The 19,418-nt window shown below is 44.1% G+C and carries 16 protein-coding genes; 9 read left to right on the top strand and 7 right to left on the bottom strand.

Annotation, left to right across the window (positions count from 1 at the left end):
- Window positions 1-5 precede the first annotated feature (5 nt).
- The 5 genes from ACVBIU_RS13145 to ACVBIU_RS13125 all read left to right on the top strand — a co-directional run bounded on the left by ACVBIU_RS13145 (window position 6) and on the right by ACVBIU_RS13125 (window position 6,340).
- The gene (locus ACVBIU_RS13145) at window positions 6-653 is read left to right on the top strand and encodes a flavin reductase family protein (RefSeq protein ID WP_447160690.1); all 648 of its coding nucleotides are present in this window, start codon (window positions 6-8) and stop codon (window positions 651-653) included.
- Window positions 654-978: 325 nt separating this feature from the next.
- Complete coding sequence (locus ACVBIU_RS13140; RefSeq protein WP_447163983.1) at window positions 979-1,224, top strand: hypothetical protein; 246 nt, start codon at window positions 979-981, stop codon at window positions 1,222-1,224.
- A 262-nt stretch (window positions 1,225-1,486) separates the two neighbouring features.
- Window positions 1,487-3,670 (top strand): OsmC domain/YcaO domain-containing protein, encoded by a 2,184-nt coding sequence (locus ACVBIU_RS13135; RefSeq protein WP_447160692.1) that lies wholly within the window; start codon window positions 1,487-1,489, stop codon window positions 3,668-3,670.
- 485 nt (window positions 3,671-4,155) lie between these two features.
- The gene (locus ACVBIU_RS13130) at window positions 4,156-5,253 is read left to right on the top strand and encodes an alkene reductase (protein WP_447163982.1); all 1,098 of its coding nucleotides are present in this window, start codon (window positions 4,156-4,158) and stop codon (window positions 5,251-5,253) included.
- 172 nt (window positions 5,254-5,425) lie between these two features.
- Window positions 5,426-6,340: a DMT family transporter gene (locus ACVBIU_RS13125; protein ID WP_447163981.1), complete on the top strand. Its 915-nt coding sequence runs from the start codon at window positions 5,426-5,428 to the stop codon at window positions 6,338-6,340.
- Between the two features lie 237 nt (window positions 6,341-6,577).
- On the opposite strand, the gene gltS is transcribed toward ACVBIU_RS13125, so the two are convergent.
- The gene (gltS, locus tag ACVBIU_RS13120) at window positions 6,578-7,801 is read right to left on the bottom strand and encodes a sodium/glutamate symporter (RefSeq protein ID WP_447163980.1); all 1,224 of its coding nucleotides are present in this window, start codon (window positions 7,799-7,801) and stop codon (window positions 6,578-6,580) included.
- Window positions 7,802-8,249: 448 nt separating this feature from the next.
- On the opposite strand from gltS, the gene ACVBIU_RS13115 reads away from it, so the two are divergent.
- Window positions 8,250-8,876, top strand: coding sequence for a hypothetical protein (locus ACVBIU_RS13115; RefSeq protein ID WP_447163979.1), 627 nt, complete (start codon window positions 8,250-8,252; stop codon window positions 8,874-8,876).
- 109 nt (window positions 8,877-8,985) lie between these two features.
- Here the strand turns inward: ACVBIU_RS13115 and ACVBIU_RS13110 are convergent, their stop codons facing one another.
- A complete protein-coding gene (locus ACVBIU_RS13110) occupies window positions 8,986-9,216 on the bottom strand; it encodes a hypothetical protein (protein ID WP_447160697.1) in 231 nt (76 codons plus the stop codon).
- Window positions 9,217-9,222: 6 nt separating this feature from the next.
- Window positions 9,223-9,549, bottom strand: coding sequence for a hypothetical protein (locus tag ACVBIU_RS13105; protein WP_447160698.1), 327 nt, complete (start codon window positions 9,547-9,549; stop codon window positions 9,223-9,225).
- Window positions 9,550-9,911: 362 nt separating this feature from the next.
- Here ACVBIU_RS13105 and ACVBIU_RS13100 point away from each other — a divergent pair, with 362 nt between their 5' ends.
- Window positions 9,912-11,210, top strand: a complete 1,299-nt coding sequence (locus tag ACVBIU_RS13100; protein ID WP_447163997.1) for an NCS2 family permease — start codon at window positions 9,912-9,914, stop codon at window positions 11,208-11,210.
- Window positions 11,211-11,322: 112 nt separating this feature from the next.
- Here the strand turns inward: ACVBIU_RS13100 and guaD are convergent, their stop codons facing one another.
- Entirely contained in the window at window positions 11,323-12,687 is a 1,365-nt protein-coding gene (gene guaD / locus ACVBIU_RS13095) for a guanine deaminase (protein WP_447163977.1), read from the bottom strand.
- Window positions 12,688-13,367: 680 nt separating this feature from the next.
- Between guaD and ACVBIU_RS13090 the strand changes: the two genes are divergently transcribed.
- Together ACVBIU_RS13090 and ACVBIU_RS13085 are read left to right on the top strand one after the other, a co-directional pair.
- Window positions 13,368-13,616, top strand: a complete 249-nt coding sequence (locus ACVBIU_RS13090; RefSeq protein WP_447160700.1) for a hypothetical protein — start codon at window positions 13,368-13,370, stop codon at window positions 13,614-13,616.
- Between the two features lie 241 nt (window positions 13,617-13,857).
- On the top strand, window positions 13,858-14,343 hold the full coding sequence (locus ACVBIU_RS13085; protein WP_447163976.1) for a cupin domain-containing protein: 486 nt from the start codon (window positions 13,858-13,860) through the stop codon (window positions 14,341-14,343).
- Between the two features lie 331 nt (window positions 14,344-14,674).
- Here the strand turns inward: ACVBIU_RS13085 and yghU are convergent, their stop codons facing one another.
- The 3 genes from yghU to ACVBIU_RS13070 all read right to left on the bottom strand — a co-directional run bounded on the left by yghU (window position 14,675) and on the right by ACVBIU_RS13070 (window position 19,210).
- Complete coding sequence (gene yghU, locus ACVBIU_RS13080; RefSeq protein ID WP_447163975.1) at window positions 14,675-15,532, bottom strand: glutathione-dependent disulfide-bond oxidoreductase; 858 nt, start codon at window positions 15,530-15,532, stop codon at window positions 14,675-14,677.
- A gap of 272 nt (window positions 15,533-15,804) precedes the next feature.
- Window positions 15,805-17,889, bottom strand: a complete 2,085-nt coding sequence (locus tag ACVBIU_RS13075) for a M13 family metallopeptidase (RefSeq protein ID WP_447163974.1) — start codon at window positions 17,887-17,889, stop codon at window positions 15,805-15,807.
- Between the two features lie 241 nt (window positions 17,890-18,130).
- Window positions 18,131-19,210 carry a PepSY domain-containing protein gene (locus ACVBIU_RS13070; RefSeq protein WP_447163973.1) on the bottom strand — a complete coding sequence of 360 codons (1,080 nt, stop codon included), beginning with the start codon at window positions 19,208-19,210 and terminating at the stop codon, window positions 18,131-18,133.
- Window positions 19,211-19,418: the final 208 nt, after the last annotated feature.

Raw genomic sequence — 19,418 nt, 5'->3', positions numbered from 1 at the left:
TGATAATGAAACATATTGGGTTTGACGACATTGAGCAGATGGAGCAACGCGTGCGCGCACGCTTGATTAATAGTTTATCAGGATTTAAAAGTGCCAATTTAGTCGCAACGATAAGTGAAGACGGACATAACAATGTGGCGATAATTAGCTCGTGTTTTCATCTCGGCGCTAGCCCAGCACTGATGGGGATGGTTATTCGTCCCGATAGCGTACCGCGCGATACGTTAAGCAATATTGAGCAAATGGGCTGCTATACCATTAACCATGTGTCAGCCAATATTTATCGTCAGGCACATCAGACTTCAGCGCGTTATGCCGAAGAGGTGTCAGAATTCGATAAAGTCGGTCTATCAGCTGAATTTGTTGCTGGTATTGAGGCGCCTTTTGTTGCGCAAAGTCAGCTTAAATTCTCGCTTGACCTACGAGAGATAATGCCACTGGCAATTAACGGTACTATCTTAGTGATAGGCGAAATCACTCATATTATGGTTGATGAGTCAGGCCTAAAAGACGATGGCTATATTGATATTGAAGCGCTGGAAAGTGTTGCGGTATCAGGGCTTGATAGCTATCACCAAACACAAAGGTTGGCACGTTTAAGTTATGCCAAGCCAGATAAAGCCTTGGTAACGCTGCCGATAGATGGCCATTAATCGCCAGTTCTTTTAGCTAAAGGTCTTTAATCGTGAAGTTATTAGATAGCCTTTGGTTAACCAGCCATCACAAGTCGAGTTATCAAGTAGCTTGAATAAATAGCTTTAACAAACAGCTTAGAGACTATTTGCAGTTTTATATTGAGGGCTTTGCGGTTGTACAGAGTGAGCTTTAATTAGCGCTAGCTTAACTAAACTTGATCTACATCAGCACAAAAAAACACCGTGTCGCCATAATCATACATTGTTTAGTGTAAAAGGTTTATTGCCAAGAGCTTCATTGCAAACAGCTGATTACAAGAGGCTGATTGTAAGGAGCGACGTGGTGTCAGATAGTCAAGTCACAGACCAAAAGCTAATCTTAATTCTTAAAACCTGTATCGGAATTGGGTTATGTTTAATCTTGCTTGGGATTTACCTGCATAACTTCAACGACACCATCCACGCTATGGGCGTAACCGGGATTATCATTAGTGCCGTTTGCGTGGCATTTGGCATGGTGCTGTCACTGCCGACGAAAATGTACCTCACGTTTATCTTAGTGAAGCGCGAGACCGATAAGAATCAATAAGCTTTGGGAAGCAAAAAACTCGATGAGCGCGCAGCTTGATACTGATTGACAATGCTTATTCTAGATGTCAGTGCTGTGAATCTGAGCTTTTGTGTAATTAACCCAAGACTAATGCGCCAAAAACACCGATAATTCCCCCAATTCGTTTATTTGGCCTCAGGGCTGATACCCAGTCTGGATCCACAATTAAGCTAGATGCTTGTGTGACAGGCTGATATCTGTGCCAAGGGCAACGCTCGCAACAAAGTGGAAATCATATTCAATGGAAATCAAAGTTAACTTTCTCGATAATTTGAGATTAGAAGCCAAGTTCGATGACTTTACCGTCACCGCCGATCAGCCAATCCGCTATAAAGGCGATGGCTCTGCACCGAGTCCATTTGATTACTTCTTAGCATCATCTGCCTTGTGTGCGGCCTATTTCATTAAGGTGTATTGTAAGGCGCGCGATATTCCAACAGAGAACATCAAACTGTCGCAGAACAACATTGTTGATCCTGAAGATCGCTATAACCAGATTTTTCAAATCCAGGTTGAGTTGCCAGACGATATTTCAGATAAAGACCGCCAAGGCATTTTGCGCTCAATTGAGCGTTGTACCGTGAAAAAAGTGGTACAAACTGGCCCTGAGTTTAAGATTGAAACTGTTGAAAACCTAGATGCAGATGCCAATGCAATGCTGATGGGGCAAAGTGATAGCGATGCTAGCACCTATATTTTGGGTAAAGATCTGCCACTTGAGCAAACCATTGCTAATATGACTGGTATGCTTGCCGATTTAGGCATGAAGATTGAGATTTCATCATGGCGCAACATTATTCCTAATGTATGGTCGCTACATATTCGTGATGCGGCATCACCTATGTGCTTTACCAATGGTAAAGGCGCGACGAAAGAGAGTGCACTATGTTCGGCATTGGGCGAATTTATCGAGCGTCTAAACTGTAACTTTTTCTACAATGATCAGTTCTTCGGTGAAGAGATTGCTAATAGCGAGTTCGTACATTACCCGAACGAAAAATGGTTTGCGTTGGAAGACGACGACTCATTACCTGCTGGTATGCTTGATGAATACTGCTTAGACATTTATAACCCAGAAGGTGAACTTGCGGGTTCTAACCTGATTGATACCAACTCGGGTAATATCGACCGCGGCATTTGTACTATTCCTTACACCCGTCATTCAGATGGCGAGACGGTTTACTTCCCATCAAACCTGATTGAGAACTTGTTCTTAAGTAACGGTATGAGCGCGGGTAACAATATCCAAGAAGCGCAGGTTCAGTGTCTGTCAGAGATCTTTGAGCGTGCGATTAAACGCCAAATCATCGAGCAAGAAATTGTCCTGCCAGAAGTGCCAATGGAAGTACTCGAAAAGTACCCAAGTATCTTAGCTGGCATTAATGGTCTTGAAGAGCAAGGCTTCCCGGTAGTGGTTAAAGATGCATCATTAGGAGGTCAATTCCCGGTGATGTGTGTGACCTTAATGAACCCGAAAACCGGTGGCGTATTTGCCTCATTTGGCGCGCATCCAAGCTTTGAAGTGGCGTTAGAGCGCAGCTTAACCGAGCTATTGCAAGGTCGTAGCTTTGAAGGTTTGAACGATGTGCCAAAGCCAACCTTTAACAGCATGGCGGTAACTGAGCCAGAAAACTTTGTTGAACACTTTATCGATTCAACCGGTGTGATTTCATGGCGCTTCTTTAGCAGCAATGCTGAGTTTGATTTCTGCGAATGGGATTTCTCTGGTACCAACCAGGAAGAAGCTGACAGCTTATTTGGCATTTTGGCTGACTTAGGTAAAGAGGTTTATACCGCTGAATTTAACCAGTTAGGTGCGTCAGCATGTCGTATGCTAGTACCTGATTTTTCTGAAGTGTATCCAGTTGATGACTTGATTTGGGATAACACCAATAAGGCGCTGGAGTACCGCGAAGATATTTTAAATCTGCACTCATTAAGTGATGAAGAGTTAGTGGACTTAGTGAATCGTTTAGAAGAAAGTCAGCTAGATAACTACACCGACATTCGCACCATGATTGGTATTGTGTTTGATGAAAATACCGTTTGGGGTCAGCTAACTATTATCGAGCTTAAGATCTTAATCTATCTAGCACTTGGCGCCGCAGAAGAGGCGATGGAGCTAGTCGATAGTTTCTTACAGTTTAACGACAACACGGTTGAGCGTGGCTTATTCTATCAAGCGGTTAGTGCTGTGCTTGAAGTTGAGATGGACGAAGAGCTTGAGCTTGAACACTTCATCTATAACTTCAAGCGTATGTTTGGTGAAGAAGTGATGAATAATGTCGTTGGTACTGTTAATGGTGACGTGCGTTTTTATGGTTTAACTAAAACCAGCATGGCGCTTGAAGGCATCGAGCCACATCTAAGACTGATTGAAAGCTATAAAAAGCTGCACAGTGCACGAGCGAAAGCGGCTCAGTAGAGCCCAGTCTTAATCGCTAAGTGATAGGTCTTTATACTGTTTAAGCCATATTGGGCTTAAAACAATAGTAATAAGATAGTTGAAAGCGGATCTTTTGTATTTTACAGAAGGTTCGCTTTTTTGTTTATGCTGCTGATACGGACCCAGTGTCAGGATAGGTTGCATCGGCAAGATTGAGTACAACTCTTAATAACAAAAAGTTATTGTTATCAGAAAATATCATAATTATTCATCTTATCTAAATTGTCTTAATATGACGGCCATAAACTATTAGCAATAATCTCTTAGCAAGAGACAAACTAGCAAGAGCCGCATATCGCATTTGGGCTAGACCCTGATGGATACCAAATAGAACTGATCCTGTTGGATTAAAGCCGGATCAGTAGCGTAAGCAGATTAATAGCCAATTTAGGCGAACAAGATAGCCATGCAGCAGAGCGCGTCTATAAGAGTAAATACAGCGGGTTATTGATAAGGAACTTAAGATGAAAAATGCATTATTTCAGTCCGTACAGCTTGGCCGACATACTCTTAATAACCGTATTGTGATGCCACCAATGACCCGCTCGCGAGCGAGTCAGCCGGGTAATGAAGCTAACGATATGATGGCCACTTATTACGCTCAGCGAGCATCGGCGGGTCTAATTGTTGCCGAAGGCACGCAAATCTCACCAATGGGCCAAGGTTATGCTTGGACGCCTGGTATTTATAGCCCATCGCAAATTGCCGGTTGGAAGAAAACTACCGACGCAGTACATGCAAAAGGCGGAGTGATTTTTGCTCAATTATGGCATGTAGGCCGTGTTACTCATCCTGATAATATTGGCGGCGAGCAACCTATCTCTTCATCAGCATTAAAAGCTGAAGGCGTTAAAGTGTTTATCGATAATGGTACTGAGGAGCCAGGTTTTGTTGAGGTGGTTGAGCCACGAGCAATGACCAAGGACGATATTGAACAGGTTATAGGTCAGTACCGACAAGCTGCATTAAATGCCGTAGAAGCAGGTTTTGATGGCATTGAACTGCACGCAGCTAATGGTTACTTGGTGAATCAGTTTATTGATTCTGAAGCGAACAATCGCACCGATGAATACGGTGGCAGCATTGCAAATCGTTTACGCTTTTTAGATGAAGTCGTTGCCGCCATGGTAGATGCTATTGGCAGCGACAAAGTGGGCGTGCGTTTAGCGCCATTTACCTCACTCAACGGCACAGTGGATGCGAGCCCTGAAGAGACGTATACCGCAGCGGCAGCGCTGCTCAATAAGCATAGGATTGCCTATTTACATCTTGCTGAAGTGGACTGGGATGATGCGCCAGAAACACCAGAAAGCTTTAAACATGCAGTGCGTGCTGCATTTGATGGTATTTTGATTTATGCCGGTAAATATGACGCAGACAAAGCGGCGCAAACCATTGCTGATGGCCTTGCCGATATGATTGGTTTTGGTCGTCCATTTGTGGCTAACCCAGATTTACCTAATCGCATAAAGCATGGCTATCCTTTGGCCGCTCATGATCCGGCAACCTTGTTTGGCGGCGCTGAAAAAGGCTTAACGGATTACACTGAGTATAATCTGTAGCGTTAATAGCGGTTCTTACTTTAAAATAGCACGACAAGCCAATAGCAATCCCATGTAAATGGGATTGCTATTTTTGTTATTAGCACGGTGAAAGAATTACTTTTCACCCATGCTATACCACCTAATCCCATTTGCTAATTGGCTGTAGGCCTTCTATTTAAGAGTGCTATTAATGCGCGGAGTGTTGTATCTATTTATCGCCACCTTGTTGGCCGCTGTGGGGTGGGTAGCCTCAAAAATTGTGGTGCAATCGATGCCTGGCGAGGTCTTTATTGGGACGCGTTTTATATTGGCAAGCCTGATCTTGGTGCCATTTTGCTATAAAAGCTTGCTTAAATTGAGCTTGAAGCAAGTGCTATCGGCTTGTGGTGTCGGTGTATTTCTAGGCGGCGCATTGCAGGTTTGGATATACGCAGTGTCGATCAGTGAGAGCTTATCTGAAGGCGCGTTTATCATGAGCTTAGCGATGATTATAGCCCCGCTTACGGCTTGGTTACTGTTTCAAATTAAGCCTAACCGCGCCTTTTGGATTGCACTGCCCGTGAGTATTAGCGGCATGATGCTACTTAGCCTAACCAACGGCTGGAATATGCAAGTGAGCCAGTTGTTGTTCTTGCTAGCATCGTCTTTACTGTCGGTACATTTCGTGCTGAATAAACGAATCAGTGGCAACTTAAAACCGCTTGTTTCTATCTGCTTGCAGCTGTTTGTTGTGGGGGTTGTGGGCGTGGTATATGCGATTTTTACTCAGCCTCACACCATAGTGTTTTCGAGTAACCTGATTATCTGGTTTGCCATATCTACCTTAATCGCAACGTCTGTGCGATACCTATTACAGACGATGGGTCAATATAAGGTGAGTATGGAAACCGCCGCGCTTTTGATGATCTTAGAACCGATTTGGACGCTGATCCTTAGCGTGATAGTGCTAGGCGAATCCCTTGAAAGCCAAAAGCTTATTGGTGGTGGGGTGATATTTTTATCCTTACTTATCTATATCAAGCTTTCTAGATACTATGCCAAGGTTGAGCAAGTAAAAGCCGGACAAGTTGAGGCGGGAAAGAAGGTCCTAGGTGCGAGCTCCTAGGAAGAGCTGAGACGTTACATGAGATGGTTTTAGAAGAGTGGAACGGCCTAGCGAACGTGACTAGGTCACTACAGAACGTTTCGATTATGGGACGAGTAAGGTCTTAGGTTCTAGAAAAGGCAAAGAAAGGTGCTAGGGAGTACTGAGACGGTACAAGCTGAGACTAGAAACTGTGATAAAAAAGCCAGCGTTAATCGCTGGCTTTTTTGCGGCTAGAATACAGTTTGCTATTGAAACCTAGCCAATAAAAATCATGAAGCCTTTGAGGATCAACGCGTTAACGATATCAACAAAGAAAGCGCCCACAATCGGTACCACCATAAAGGCCTGTGGTGATGGGCCTGTTCTTGATACTAGCGCACCCATGTTCATCACTGCAGTAGGCGTTGCGCCTAAGCCAAAACCGCAATGGCCCCCCGCCATTACTGCTGCATCATAGTTACTGCCCATTATTCTGAATGTCACAAAATAGGCAAAGAGCGCCAGCACGGCTGTTTGTACCACTAAGATGGCAAGTAGCGGTATGGCGAGATCAAAGATCTCCCAAAGCTTTAAGTTCATTAAAGCCATAGATAAAAACAGCGCTAGCGAGACTGAGCCCAGTACGTCAACACATTCACTGTTGATTTTGTAGCCGCGAGATATTTCAGTTAAGTTGGTAATCATTACGCCAATAAACAGCGCATAGACAAACTCAGGCATCTTGAGCCAGCTCGCTCCTAGGGCTTCAATAATGGCGCTAGTCCATTTCGCGCCCGCGACACACAACAGCATGATAAACAGGACTTCTAATACACTTTTAGCTGTGACTCTGTCCTCTTCAAGCTGATCATAAGTTACCAGATCTGGGTGGTCGGTATGATGATTTCCACCCACACCGTAACTTGATACTAAGTTATTTTTATTAATAAGCCGTTGCGCCACAGGTCCGCCGATAATCCCGCCCATGACTAAACCAAATGTGGCAGCAGCCATAGCAAACTCTAAGGTATTGACACCATATTCACTTTGGAAGGTATCCGCCCAGGCCGCGCCGGTACCGTGGCCACCTGAAAGGGTAATAGAACCTGCTAGTAAGCCCATGAAAGACTCTAGACCCAATAGGTTCGCTAAGCTAATGCCGACGATATTTTGAATAACGATAAACAGTGAGGCGACACCGAGAAATTGGAATACTTTACTACCGCCCTTGAGTAATAACTTATAGTTTGCGGCTAATCCTACGGTGCTAAAGAACATCAGCATTAGGGTGTTTTGCATCGAGAGGCTAAATGCCACTGTGATATTGTTAAAGTGCAGCACAGTGATAAGGGCTGCAATTAGAAGCCCACCAACAATGGGTTCGGGGATATTGTATTTCTTAAGCAGTGGAACATAGCGGTTAACCGTATGACCTATGAAAAGCACCAGAATCGCAATTAAAAACGATTCCAGTTCGCCAATGGTAAAGACTGTATTCATATGACTCCTAGAAAATAGATAAAGGCGTTATAAAAAAAACACCAGTTTGTTGCTAACTTTTTATTTTTATTGATTTATTTTTATGGCTATGCCTTTGTGGCTGAATATACTGCCACACTTATTTATGTTTTAGATATCCCATATATAGAAAAAACGCGGAGTTTTCACATTAATCTTTTTTTATAAATTGTCCGCAACAAACCCCAAGTCTATTAGGCTCTTAGTTACAGAGGATAAAGCGTTTAACGCTGATATTTTGACTATACTTGAATGATTCAATTTTGCTCTTTTGGTAGCAGCAGCTTGAAATGTTACCGACAGAGCTATAGTTACTTAGACAGTTACTTAGACAGTTACTTAGACAGTTACTTAGACAGTTACTTAGTCAATTACTTAGTTAATTACTCATTTATTCAGTTGCTTAGGTTAAGCTAAAAGGAGTTTGAAGATGACAGCCACACAACTAGTCAGTGTACTGCTAGTATCGACCTCGTTGGTGCTCGCACCAAGTGCAGTAGCAGAGCCACCACAAAAAGCCGAAAAACAAGCGCAAAAAGAATTGAATAAGGGGCAGCAAGAGCTAGACAAAACGCTGCGAAAAGAAGAAAAACAGGCAGCTAAAGAGGCGCGCGAGGCAAGAAAGAATGCCGATAAGTATGATCGTGAAGCACGTAAAGCGGCTGATAAGGACATGAAAGCTGCTAAGAAAGAAGCACAAGACGCTAGAAAGGATACCGATAAGTATGATCGTGAAGCACGTAAAGTGGCTGATAAGGATATGAAAGCAGCTAAGAAAGAGGCACAAGACGCTAGAAAGGATGCCGATAAATACGAGCGTGAGGCCCGCAAAGATATGAATGAGGATATGCGCAGGGCTGACAAGGATGCGATCGAGGCGAGAAAAGATGCCGATAAGTATGAGCGTGATGCCCGTAAAGATATGAGCGAGGATATGCGCAGGGCTGACAAGGATGCGTTCGAAGTGAGAAAAGATGCTGATAAATATGAAAATGAAGCCCGTAAAAAAGCCGATGAACTTAAACGCGAAGTTGAAAAAAAACCTATCCCACAATAGAAGCAGAGCAAAGGTATGTTTATGCCGATAGGCTGGCAACCTATAAAATAGGACAAATAATAAAGCCAGCAATTGATTGCTGGCTTTCAAGATTAACTCTCGTTTTATTCTAGCTAAGCTTATGTAAGAAGGCTAAAAGTTGCTGCTTACCATCGCGAACCCGATATAGGATGTCCATGATAGGTTTAATTACCTGATTTGCCGTTTTTAGGTTGCGGCGTTCATTACGCAAGCTTAGGCCGTAAACGGTCGACATGATTGCCCCAAGAACAGAAGCGCAGATAAGGTACTCGCTACTATAATAGGCCGCTGTAACCGTTAACCCCAGTCGTAGTGCCACCAAAAATTAGGCGCTAAAGCAGGTCTTGTCATAGTTGACCACAGACTGTGGCATCTGCGCTGGGCTCTTACGAGGGCTCGCAGCCTTTATCGGTTCCGCCGTTGGGGCTTGGCTACTGGCGCAACTTAGTTGCTCGCATACGACTATTTCACTTGCTGATTTAGTAGTGGTTTCGGCTTTAACGTCTATGTTATTAATGCTATTAACGACTATGGCATTAAGAGTGACGATCGGTTCTTGCTGTGCTTGTTGAGACTGACCACCGTGAAAGCAGTACTTGGCATGATTGTGCACTCGGCTTTCGCAGCAATATTGATAGCAGCTATCATTCATAAGCCTTATTTAGGCTTGCATTGCCAAGATTGGTTGTTTTCAAATTAACTCTGAAATATGTGAAGTTAATCACTCATGGTTAAGGGGCTCGTAGCCTACAATATCGCCATCTCGTAATGTCATATCATAATCAATAAGTCGTCGTCGGCAGAAAGCATATTTCTGGCGATTAAGTGCGTGCGTTTTTTACTAAAAAGTTAGCGCGATACACTTTATACCTACTGTTTGGGGCGCAGATTCGCTGAGTTAAAGATGGAAACAATCTATTCATGAGTACCGCAAGCAACAAACCCAACTCTGTTGGTAACGACAACCTTGACGCAGCCGCAGTTAATGCCGCGCAGGTGCCAGCTAAAGGCGGGTTGCTAGAGCGCTTTTTTAAACTATCAGCCCATAACACTACAGTATCAACCGAAGTCATTGCCGGCATCACCACCTTTATGACCATGGTTTATATCGTATTTGTGAACCCGCAAATCCTTTCTGCAGCAGGAATGGATGCCAGTGCGGTATTTGTGGTGACTTGTATGATCAGTGCGATTGGCTGTATTGGTATGGGCTTGATTGCTAACTTACCGATAGCATTGGCACCAGCCATGGGGCTGAATGCGTTTTTTGCCTTCTCCGTCGTAGTCGGTATGGGCGTCAGTTGGCAAGTCGGTATGGGCACCATTTTTTGGGGCGCAGTCTGTTTTGCCATAGTGTCCTTACTCGGGATCCGCTCGTGGATCTTAACTAACATTCCCAAATGTCTGCGCATCGGTATTCCTAGCGGTATTGGCTTACTGATCGCTATGGTCGGTTTTAGTAACGCGGGGATAGTGGTGGCAAGCCCTGCAACTATGATCACGGTCGGTGATTTGAGCTCGCTACAATGTGTCTTGGGCGCGCTAGGCTTCTTTATTATCGTTATTTTGGCCTCTCGCGGCATTCATTCTGCAGTGCTGGTGTCTATTGCTATTGTGACCGCCATAGCGGCCTTGATGGGTGATATTGAGTACACCGGTATTGTGTCTATGCCGCCGAGCATTGCTAATACCTTCGGTCAGTTAGACTTGGCTGGATCACTTGATGTGGCGCTGATGGGCGTTATTTTCTCATTTGCCTTGGTGAGCTTGTTCGATAGTTCTGGCACCATGATAGGTGTAACAGAGAAATGTGGTTTTACCGATAAACGTGGTCGTTTTCCGCGTATGAAGCAAGCGTTGATTACTGACTCTGCAACCTCTGTGGTTGGTGCCTATATGGGCACATCTACAGTGACCGCTTACATTGAAAGTTCTGCCGGTGTTGCTGCTGGTGGCCGCACAGGCTTAACTGCAATCGTTGCGGGTCTGCTGTTTATCCTGGTTATTTTCTTCTCGCCACTGGCGGCAATGGTTCCAGGTTATGCGGTTGCTGGCGCCTTGGTTTATGTGGGGATTTTAATGTCATCTGAACTAGCAAAAATAGATGGCAAAGACTTAACTGAGTCAGCTCCGGCCTTTATTACTGCGGTGATGATGCCATTTACCTTCTCTATCACCGAAGGCGTTGCGGCAGGTTTTATTACCTATTGCGTGTTAAAGCTAGGCACAAATCGCTGGCGTGAAATTCACCCAGGGGTGGCTATCGTTGCACTACTGTTTATTTTCAAATTTGCTTTTGTTGATGGTCATTAATCACTCCCGTGTTAATGAGTAGCTTGTAAAAAAGCGTTAAGCATAAAAAAAGGCTCAGAAGGTAATCCTTCTGAGCCTTTTTTATAGCCGTGGCTTAGTAGTCACTAGGCAATTATTTTTCAACCACCATCAGGCCCTTTACCCACACCTTACGGATGTTTTGGCGACTGTTGAGGGTGATGATTTTCTCAAGCTTATCTTTAGCACTGTCCATTTCATCGAGGATAAAAATGTTGCTGTCAGTGACGCTGGTATCAACCACCAGCGCATCGAATTCAAACCCTGGCTGGAACAAGCCTACCTTGACATCAATGGCTTGTCCGCCGCCAACCGTTGCCATCCAATAAGACTCTAAGAATGAAATACGACTGCCGCTTTCACCGCGAGTATCAGCTGGCAAATAAGTTGAAGTGCCATCTTCGCGTACGCGAGAGTGATTCACCGCATCTAAGCAAGTGTGGAATATCGATGGGATTGGCGCGCCAGCTAAGTCGCTACCTAGACCGCATTTTAGCTCGTTATCTAAAATTTCACGGGTTTGCATCACCGCATTGGCAAAGTACATGTTAGATAGCGGGCAGTGGGCAATACTTGCGCCTGTAGCCTTAATCATTTGGTGATCATTTGGGGTTAAAAAGATTGAATGCGCCAAAATGGTTTTGCTGGTCATTAAGCCAAAATCGTTATAGATCTCAACATCTGTCTTGCCGTACATCTCTTGGCTATAATCCCGTGCCCAGTCGCTCTCAGAGCAGTGAGTCTGCACATGGCATTGGTACTTTTTCACCAAGTCGCCTAAGCCCTGTAGCATGTCGCTGGTGCAACTTGGCACAAAACGCGGGGTGACAACCGGTGATACTAACTGATGCTCGTTGCCTTCAAGTGCCAAGACTTGCTTAATAAAGTCTTCGGTCTCGATAAGGGCATCTTGGGTAGATGCTTCGATATAAAATGGCGGACATTGGCTGGCTTCATCCATATTGACCTTGCCAACATAGCCACGCTGGCCTTGCTTTACACATTCACGAGCAAGCTCAACTGAAGTGTCTTTGTGGATAGTGGCAAAATACACGGCGCTGGTGGTGCCGTTAGCGAGCAGTGATTGCACTAGCTCTGGATAAATTTTCTTGGCAAAGCCCATATCTTCAAACTTGGCTTCAAGCGGGAAAGTATAATCTTGCAGCCAATCGTACAGTGGCAGATCTAGCCCTTTCCCCGCTTGTGGGAATTGCGGCGCATGTACATGTAAATCGACCATACCGGGCATGAGATATTGAGTAGGACTCAATTCTATGAGTTGCTTATTGTTCGATAATGCACTTATTTGCTGGTCAAAATCGACGTTTTTTTCTGTGAGAACGGATTTAATAATACCGTTATTATCGACCAAGATTAGCGCTTGAGCTGCGTACTCAAAATCACCTTTCACAGGACAATGAAAATACTGTCCTAATACACCAAATTTAATCTCAGACATCAGTATGCATCCATCTTATTGTTTGTAGGGTTATATCAATCAGTATAAGAAGTTGCTCTACTCAGAGCGGTTTTTGGCAAACTAATTCAAGGCGAATAGCTGAAAGAATGGTTATTCCCTTGTAAAGCTGTTCAACGCAGAAGTAGGCAGCCAAAATCGCTCCAGAATGGCGAGTTTTAGCGGCTCAGCTGCTGTGACTCTTAATGAACAAGAGGGAGCTAAACTTTAGTTCAACTATGATCTTCACTCATCGCAAACCACATGGTCTTGTATGTTCCAGACATACATAAGACATTTCCTCCATCCTTGAAGGTCAGATGTGGTGAATGTCATTCATGCTGGAGCATTTAATGACCTTGCCTCATAACCGCTAAATTCTCGCTGAGCGACCAAATCTTTAAACTGATTGGTATTATCACGGCGGGAGTATTACATGCGCGCAATCAGATTGAGTAAAATAAGCCGCGTTTTGTGACTAAGCTAATAGACTCAATATGCAGCCGATTAAAATGCAGCCAGTGAAATAGAGATAAGCGTTCATTTAGCCACAATAGATACATTCGTTGGCTTATTCATTTTACAGTCTTTTCATCAGAAGCTAGGATCTGTAAAGTACGCCACATAGTAGGCTTTGGGTCATATGGTCCATTTGCTAAGTAACGAACACAAGAGTATTGAAGATGAGTGACGAGCAAAAAGTTATCGATAATTTGGATGACCTAAGACGTTTATTAGTGTCGATTGAAACGGGTGGTTTGGGTCTTGAAGGTGTAGCTGGTGTTGGCATGGCGACTAATAATGCCGATGGTCGTCACTTTGTTGCCGTATTTGATAATAACCATAAGCTGTTACATGCCCGTTGGGTAACCGATGAAGTGTATGAAACTGGCAAAGATATGGTGCGTGACGGCGTGACCGGCAAACACTAAATCCGTTATTTTATGGATAGATTATGGAAGCCCGAGCTTAATGAGTTTTGGCTTTTTTATTGCACCATTTATTGCACCTTTTACAGTATTAGAAAGTATTAGCAATGCCCGAAATTCTAATTTTGCTCGCAGTCTTTATTACGGTATTGGATTACACTTTCGGGATATTCTGTTTTAGAAACGTTCCCTACAACAACGTTTTCAATTAAAACGTTCCCAACCAAAATAATAGGTAGTTGCAATGCAAACCGCTGAAAAATTTATTGAACATCTCGAATTAGAACAACATGTTGAAGGTGGCTATTTTCGCTCGTCATATCGCTCAGAGCAGCAGTTCGATGACACAAGGGCACTGTGGACGAGTATTTATTTTTTATTGCGTACCGGCGAAGTATCGAACTTTCATCGCTTAACGGCGGATGAGATGTGGTATTTCCACGCAGGTGAATCATTAACGATTTATATGATTGATGAGCAAGGGGAGCTGACCAGCGCACAATTAGGCTTAGATATGGCTGCGGGCGAGCGCCCACAATTTTTAGTCCCTAAGGGCTGTATTTTTGGTTCGGCGATGAATAAGCCAGGCTTTTCACTGGTCGGTTGTATGGTTTCTCCAGGTTTTACCTTTGATGATTTTGAGTTGTTTAGCCAAGAAACCTTGTTGACGGATTACCCGCAGCATCAAGATATTATTAAGCGTTTAAGCCGTAGTGGTGTTGGTAGCTAGTGATGACTCTCTAATTATGACTCTCTAATTATGACTCTCTAATTATGACTCTCTAATTATGACTCTCTAATTATGACTCTCTAATTTTGACTCTCTAATTTTGACTCTCTAATTATGACAGTCTAAGAATGATTGTCTAAGTGTGACAGTCTAATAGTGACTGCATAGGGGATGAGACGCTAGTGGAAGCCCTCGCTTGCAGATGCAAAAAGGCGCCGAATGCGATGTGACCCGCCGCCTTTTTTTCTTAAGCTCAGCCCTTAGCTCAAGCTTTAATTTAGTAATTAAGCAAGCCCTTAAGCAGGTCCTTAAGCAAGTTATTAACTTAGCGTTAAGGCTGCTTTGCTAACACGGCGTCAATGTCTGCGGCGCTATGGCGCTCAGCTAATTGCTCCCACTCCTCACCCCATGAGCGGTTAACGATACGGCCACGCTGCACGCCTTGGCGCTGTTCAATCTGTTTAGCCCAGCGCTGTAGGTTAGGGTAGCTGGCAACATCTAAAAATTCGGCGGCATCGTATAAGTTGCCAAGCACTAAATTGCCGTACCAAGGCCATATTGCGATGTCGGCAATACTGTATTCATTACCGCCAATGAATTCGTTATTGGCGAGTTGTTTATCGAGCACGTCAAGTTGGCGCTTAGCCTCCATACTGAAACGGTTAATCGGGTACTCGAACTTTTCTGGTGCGTAAGCATAGAAATGGCCAAAGCCGCCGCCAAGGTAAGGTGCAGAACCTTGTAACCAGAATAACCAGTTCATGACCTCGGTTTTAGCCGCCAGCTCTGTTGGTAAAAAGTAGCCAAATTTTTCGGCTAAATAAAGCAAAATATTACCCGACTCAAACACACGAATTGGCTTTGTCTCTGTGGTATCGATAAGGGCGGGGATTTTAGAGTTTGGATTGATATCGACAAAGCCTGAACCGAACTGGTCGCCTTCGCCGATGTTAATTAGATAGGCATCATACTCAGCCCCAGTCACGCCTTTGGCGAGTAACTCTTCTAGCATAATCGTGACTTTTTGGCCATTAGGTGTCGCCAGTGAATGCAGCTGCAGCGGATGTTTACCTTTGGCTAATACGTGTTTATGTCTTGGACCAGAGTCTGGACGGTTGATGCTGGCCCACTCGCCGCCATTTTCATTATCCATGGTCCAAACTTTTGCTGGTGTGTATGGGTTTGTCATGTTCTGTCCTATAGGTATTAGCTCTGTTAACGACAATTGTTAACTGCATTTGTTGTTAGCGCCGAGCGACATTGATTGCTTTGTGTTAACAGTATAGATATCGGGTCAGTTGCTCTTTTTTAAACCCTTAAAATCGAGTTATGAATATAACCGTTTAATCTGATTGAGAGCGATGAGGAATAAAAAATGCCAGTCAGGTGACTGACTGGCATTTAAGGGAGAACTTAACTTACTTTAACTTCAGTGGACTTGTTAAAGTGTGAGTTAGCCCATTACCAAATGCGTACGCGCTGATCTTCTGGTAAATACAGCTCGTCACCCGGTTTTACGTCAAATGCTTTGTACCAAGCATCGTGGTTACGTGGTGCTTGAGCGCGGTAGCGGCCCGGAGCATGGGTGCCTGCACGTAGCTGGTTTAGCATGCTTTGTTCAGTACGTTTTTCTTTCCATACTTGTGCCCAAGCAAGGAAGAAACGCTGATCACCAGTTACACCATCAATCACAGGAGCTTCTTTACCGTTTAGGCTCAACTTGTATGCATGGTAAGCCATTGATAAACCACCAACATCACCAATGTTTTCACCTAGGCTGTTACGGCCGTTGACGAAATTTTCTGGGATTGGTTCATACTTACTGTATTGCGCGGCAAGCTGATCGGCTTTGGCTTCAAATGCAGCACGGTCAGCATCTGTCCACCAGTTACGTTGGATCCCGTTAGCGTCAGACTTTGAACCTTGGTCATCAAAACCGTGACCCATTTCATGACCGATAACCGCGCCAATACCACCATAGTTTACGGCAGGGTCGGCATTGGGATCGAAAAATGGCGGTTGTAGAATTGCAGCTGGGAATACAATCTCGTTAAACGAGCTGTTGTAATAGGCATTAACGCGCTGTGGTGTCATACCCCAACGGTTACGGTCAGTTTTCTTAAGCTCTTTAGCTACGCTATCAGTATTGAAGTATTGACGCAGATTTTGAATATTGCCTACGAGGTCTTTGTTGGTGAGCGCTAAACCATCAAACTTTTGCCAAACATCAGGGTAGCCAATTTTAGGGTTAAATGCTGCAAGCTTAGCGTGAGCATTGACCTTAGTTTCAGCGCCCATCCAGTCTAGGCCGTCAATACGCTCACCCATAGCGGTACGCAGGTTTTCAACCAGCTCTGCCATTTGTTGCTTAGATGACTCTGGGAAGTAACGCGCAACATACACCTTGCCGATAGCAAAGCCGAGTGACTGAGTGCCTGACATCTCTGATACCGCGCGTTTCCAGCGTGGACGAGGCTCTTCTTGACCGCTTAGAGTTTTACCATAAAAACCAAAGTTGGCCGCGTAAATATCTTCTGATAAAAGACCAGCATTGTTACTGACTGTGTGGAAGGTCAGGTAATCCTGCCATACATTCAGAGGTTGCGTATTAACGAGGTCAATCATCGCTTTGACAGGATCTGGCTGAGAGATATTTAGCTGTGGTACTTGGTAGCCAGTTTGTTCAAAATAAACATCCCAATCAAATCCTGGGTAGTCTTTTGCTAAATCAGCGCGCTTCACTTGGTTCAGTGTTAGGTCGCGGTTACGGCGCTTCTCACGTGGCCATTGGCCTTCAGCCATCTTAGTCTCTAGTGCAAGAATAGCGGTTGCACGTGCTTGGCCATCTTTTATACCAGCAAAGGCCAGCATTTCAGCAATATGATTGACGTAAGCTTCACGGATTTTAACGAAACGCTCGGCGTCTTCTAGGTAGTAAGAGCGATCGGGTAAGCCTAAGCCCCCGGCACCAATAGACATTTCATACTGGTTTGGATCAAGACGGTTAAACCACATGCCACCAGATATTGGGGAGGTGGCGCCCGTTAACCAAGCTTGACCAAATACTTTAGTTAAATCGTCAGTAGACTTAATCGCACTGATTTGCTCTAGCGTGCTCTGGATAGGGGTGATACCGAGTTTATTAATCGTATCAGTATCCATGTATGACTGGTAAAAATCGGCGATTAGCTGTTCTTCGGCATTAAGGTCAGTGCGGCTAGCAATATCATCGATGATCTCTTTAACCTGTTTTTCACTGCGCTCAGCAAGACCGGTAAAGGCGCCAAAGCGGGTTTTGTCAGCTGGCATTACATAGTTGTCGTACCATGTGCCGCTAGCATACATAAAGAAGTCATCGCCTGGATTTACGGCTTCGTTACGCGCACTGAGATCGACACCAAAGCTCCCGAGTTCTGCTTTGTTGTTAGCAGTGTTAGTGACTTCAGCTTCAGTCACTTTTGCTTGGGGTTCGTTATTTACATCTGACGTGCCACAGCCACCCAAAAAGGAGGTTGCTAGGGCCATTGCGATAAGGGACTTTTTCATTATGTTAATCTCTTCCTTGCCAATAGTTTTTATCGTTTTTGTAACGGTTCTTATTATGATTTTGCAATAAACTTTTTATTATTGTTAACCAAGCTATCTTGTAGAATTGCCATAAAATGTCAACATTTGAATTGTTAATAAGTTTGAGTGAAGGACTGAATGCGAAGACACCTAGCTTTACTGATATAAAAATAGCAGCCAAGTGGCTGCTATTTTTAATGTAAATTAAGCGGTGACAAACCTATGCCGTTACTTCTCGATTAATACGTTTGATGCTCTTTTTAAATATACGGCGATAGAAAGTCACTGCGCTGAACATTAAGATTAAGCTACCAACCAGCGATACAGTGGTGATAAACAAGGAGTAGCTGAGCGGCATGTTTAAAGCGTCATGCAGTGGTCTAACAAAACTTGCCACTTGGCCTGAAAGCGGTCTATCGCTGTGCTTTATGGCGTCTTTAATCACACCTTGCTCGAAGCTCATTGTTATACGGTCGGCTTCACGCAGCCAAACACCACTATGACTATCAAAACGTATACTGTAGTTAAGCTCTGTCGGTGTTTCTCCCTTTTTAACTCTTGGTTTACTAATCGCGACTAAGTGTGATTCTGGCCATAAATCTTGCGCTGTTTGTAGCTGACTCTGCCAGTTGTTTGCTTGGCTAATCGGGTAGACCATTTCAGTTGCTGGTTGCTTAAGTGCTCCGGTCCACAAACTCTTGTAAGTAATTAAAAAACCACTAATGCACAAGATAAGCAGCGGTACAGAGATAAACAGGCCGAGCTGGATATGGCTCTTAACTAAGCTGCTTGAGCGGGTATTAGCTGGAATGCTTTGCTTTAATCTAAAGCCCTTACGTATGCGCCACCATAGATAAATCCCGACTAAGGTTACCGCACCACCAAGCAAAGATGCCCAAGCATTAATGTACTTGCCGCCAAAGTCTTCTAATAAGAAGTTGCGATGTAACCAAAATACGGTGCGGTAGCCAGGAATATCACCAAATGAGCTGACTGAAAGCTCATTAAGTTCACTGTCTAATGCTATGGTTTTTCCTCGGGTTGCCGCTTGAATATAAGGAGTATGCTCTGTTGGAAAGCGCACGGTACTCATTGCTGGATAACGTTCAAATAAGACTTCTACGGTATGCGCTTTTTGCTCGATAGATAGTGGCGCATATTGCTGGCCTTTATCATCAAGTCGCTTAAACATATCAACACTACCTAGATATACACCAGTAGTGAGTACAATCAGCATGGTGATACTGATGAAGAAACCGACCCAATTATGGAACCATTTTAGCGTCGCAACAGCGTTCATATTTACATTCTCAAATCGGTATAGGCAAAACGGGCCTATGACAAAAAAGGGGGATCTTAAGGTTATTGTTATAAACAGCCTGATTTGTAAGCTGTTTTTAAACTAAAGATTGAGGTTAGATAAAACATTCGCGAATGGTAATCAATCTCACTATCAACTGCAATTAAATAAGTGTAAAGACGCGTGATGGGCCTAACAGTTTTAGATT

It is taken from the genome of Shewanella sp. 30m-14, assembly GCF_052977125.1.
The sequence above is the reverse complement of the archived record's forward strand: the minus strand, read 5'-3'. Positions and strand labels throughout refer to the sequence as shown.